Source organism: Pseudaminobacter soli (ex Li et al. 2025) (genome assembly GCF_029892515.1).
GTDB classification, from domain to species: domain Bacteria; phylum Pseudomonadota; class Alphaproteobacteria; order Rhizobiales; family Rhizobiaceae; genus Pseudaminobacter; species Pseudaminobacter soli_A.
The window spans coordinates 1-3248 of sequence record NZ_JARXVF010000019.1; the positions used below are offsets into that span (position 1 = coordinate 1).

General features: G+C 53.0%; 1 tRNA gene and 1 rRNA gene. Both read left to right on the top strand.

What is annotated here, in order from left to right:
- Positions 1-6: 6 nt before the first annotated feature.
- A tRNA-Ala gene (locus tag M2281_RS29105) sits at positions 7-82 on the top strand.
- Positions 83-417: 335 nt separating this feature from the next.
- Positions 418-3229: ribosomal RNA gene (locus tag M2281_RS29110) — 23S ribosomal RNA — on the top strand.
- Positions 3230-3248: the final 19 nt, after the last annotated feature.

Here is a 3248-nt window from a genome sequence, read left to right on the forward strand (position 1 = left end):
TTATCAGGGGCCGTAGCTCAGCTGGGAGAGCGCCTGCTTTGCAAGCAGGATGTCGTCGGTTCGATCCCGTCCGGCTCCACCATTACCTGGTGTTGAGAGGGTGGATAAAGCAATCATTCGTTAACAAGGTTTGCGACGTGGCTTTCGAGCTCGTTGCCTGTTCTGTTTGACATCGTAAAGAGAAGATTTGTTCGAACTCCAATGGAAACATTGGTTTGTCGCGGTGAGACGCTCAATCTCCCGCATATGATGGGTTTGCCTAACCGCACCCTCGAACCGATCTCGAGAAGCTGGTCTTTTTGTGCCGATGGCATCAAGCAACCTGTTAGGGTCGTGCGATGGCGACAATCTCTTCGAGATTGCGCCGGGGCGCGACAAACCCTTCGGGTTTGCGCGGTGAGCATTGGCAATGAGAACGATCAAGTGTCTTAAGGGCAATTGGTGGATGCCTTGGCATGCACAGGCGATGAAGGACGTGATACGCTGCGATAAGCTACGGGGAGGTGCGAATACCCTTTGATCCGTAGATTTCCGAATGGGGAAACCCACCTAAGATACTTGTAAAATCAGAGCGGCAGGTCGGACTTTTGTTCGGTTTGCCGCTGTGGTTTACAAGTATCGAGATTAGGTAACTTATCCTGAATACATAGGGATAAAGTGGCGAACGCAGGGAACTGAAACATCTAAGTACCTGTAGGAAAGGACATCAACCGAGACTCCGCAAGTAGTGGCGAGCGAACGCGGACCAGGCCAGCGGCTTTTGTGAGACAAGCGGAACCATCTGGAAAGTTGGGCAAGAATGGGTGACAGCCCCGTACGCGTAATGCGAACAAAAGTCCTTGAGTAAGGCGGGACACGTGAAATCCTGTCTGAACATGGGGAGACCACTCTCCAAGCCTAAGTACTCGTGCATGACCGATAGCGAACTAGTACCGTGAGGGAAAGGTGAAAAGCACCCCGACGAGGGGAGTGAAAGAGTACCTGAAACCGGTTGCCTACAAACAGATGGAGCCTGAAATGGTGACATCGTACCTTTTGTATAATGGGTCAGCGACTTAGTGTGTCGAGCAAGCTTAAGCCGGTAGGTGTAGGCGCAGCGAAAGCGAGTCTGAACAGGGCGTTCAGTTCGACGCATTAGACCCGAAACCGAGTGATCTAGCCATGAGCAGGTTGAAGGTAAGGTAACACTTACTGGAGGACCGAACCCATAACTGTTGCAATAGTTCGGGATGACTTGTGGCTAGGGGTGAAAGGCCAATCAAACTCGGAAATAGCTGGTTCTCCGCGAAATCTATTTAGGTAGAGCGTCGACCGAATACCCCAGGGGGTAGAGCACTGGATGGGCTAGGGGTCCTCACCGGATTACCAAACCTAACCAAACTCCGAATACCTGGGAGTACTAGTCGGCAGACACACGGCGGGTGCTAACGTCCGTCGTGGAAAGGGAAACAACCCTGACCAACAGCTAAGGTCCCCAAGTCATGGCTAAGTGGGAAAGGATGTGAGGATCCCAAAACAACCAGGATGTTGGCTTAGAAGCAGCCATCATTTAAAGAAAGCGTAACAGCTCACTGGTCTAATTAAGGGTCTTTGCGCCGAAAATGTAACGGGGCTAAAGCCATGCACCGAAGCTTTGGGTTTGCAGTTTACTGCAAGCGGTAGCGGAGCGTTCCGTAAGCCGATGAAGCCGTATCCGTGAGGAGCGGTGGAGGTATCGGAAGTGCGAATGCTGACATGAGTAACGTAAGGGGTGTGAGAGACACCCCCGCCGAAAGTCCAAGGGTTCCTGCTTAAAGTTAATCTGAGCAGGGTTAGCCGGCCCCTAAGTCGAGGCAGACATGCGTAGACGATGGGAACCACGTTAATATTCGTGGGCCTGTGGGTAGTGACGGATCATGTGTGTTGTCAGGTCTTATCGGATTGATCTGGCAGCGAAGTGGTCCCAGGAAATAGCTCCCACTTATAGACCGTACCCGAAACCGACACTGGTGGACTGGTAGAGTATACCAAGGCGCTTGAGAGAACTATGCTGAAGGAACTCGGCAAATTGCACGCGTAACTTCGGAAGAAGCGTGACCCCTTTGCACGCAAGTGTATGGGGGTGGCACAGACCAGGGGGTAGCGACTGTTTATCAAAAACACAGGGCTCTGCGAAGTCGCAAGACGACGTATAGGGTCTGACGCCTGCCCGGTGCTGGAAGGTTAAGAGGAGGGGTGCAAGCTCTGAATCGAAGCCCCAGTAAACGGCGGCCGTAACTATAACGGTCCTAAGGTAGCGAAATTCCTTGTCGGGTAAGTTCCGACCTGCACGAATGGCGTAACGACTTCCCCGCTGTCTCCAGCATAGACTCAGTGAAATTGAATTCCCCGTGAAGATGCGGGGTTCCTGCGGTTAGACGGAAAGACCCCGTGCACCTTTACTATAGCTTTACATTGGCATTCGTAGTGGCATGTGTAGGATAGGTGGTAGGCTTTGAAGCCAGGGCGCCAGCCTTGGTGGAGCCACCCTTGAAATACCACCCTTATCTCTATGGATGTCTAACCGCGGCCCGTCATCCGGGTCCGGGACAATGTATGGTGGGTAGTTTGACTGGGGCGGTCGCCTCCTAAAGAGTAACGGAGGCGCGCGATGGTGGGCTCAGACCGGTCGGAAATCGGTCGCTGAGTGCAATGGCATAAGCCTGCCTGACTGCGAGACTGACAAGTCGAGCAGAGACGAAAGTCGGTCATAGTGATCCGGTGGTCCCGTGTGGAAGGGCCATCGCTCAACGGATAAAAGGTACGCCGGGGATAACAGGCTGATGACCCCCAAGAGTCCATATCGACGGGGTTGTTTGGCACCTCGATGTCGACTCATCGCATCCTGGGGCTGGAGCAGGTCCCAAGGGTATGGCTGTTCGCCATTTAAAGCGGTACGTGAGTTGGGTTCAGAACGTCGTGAGACAGTTCGGTCCCTATCTGCCGTGGGTGTAGGAATATTGACAGGATCTGTCCCTAGTACGAGAGGACCGGGATGGACGTATCTCTGGTGGACCTGTTGTGGCGCCAGCCGCATTGCAGGGTAGCTATATACGGACGGGATAACCGCTGAAGGCATCTAAGCGGGAAACCCACCTGAAAACGAGTATTCCCTGAGAGCCGTGGAAGACGACCACGTTGATAGGCCGAGTGTGGAAGCGCAGCAATGTGTGAAGCTTATCGGTACTAATAGCTCGATTGGCTTGATCGTTCTCATTATCAATGCTCAT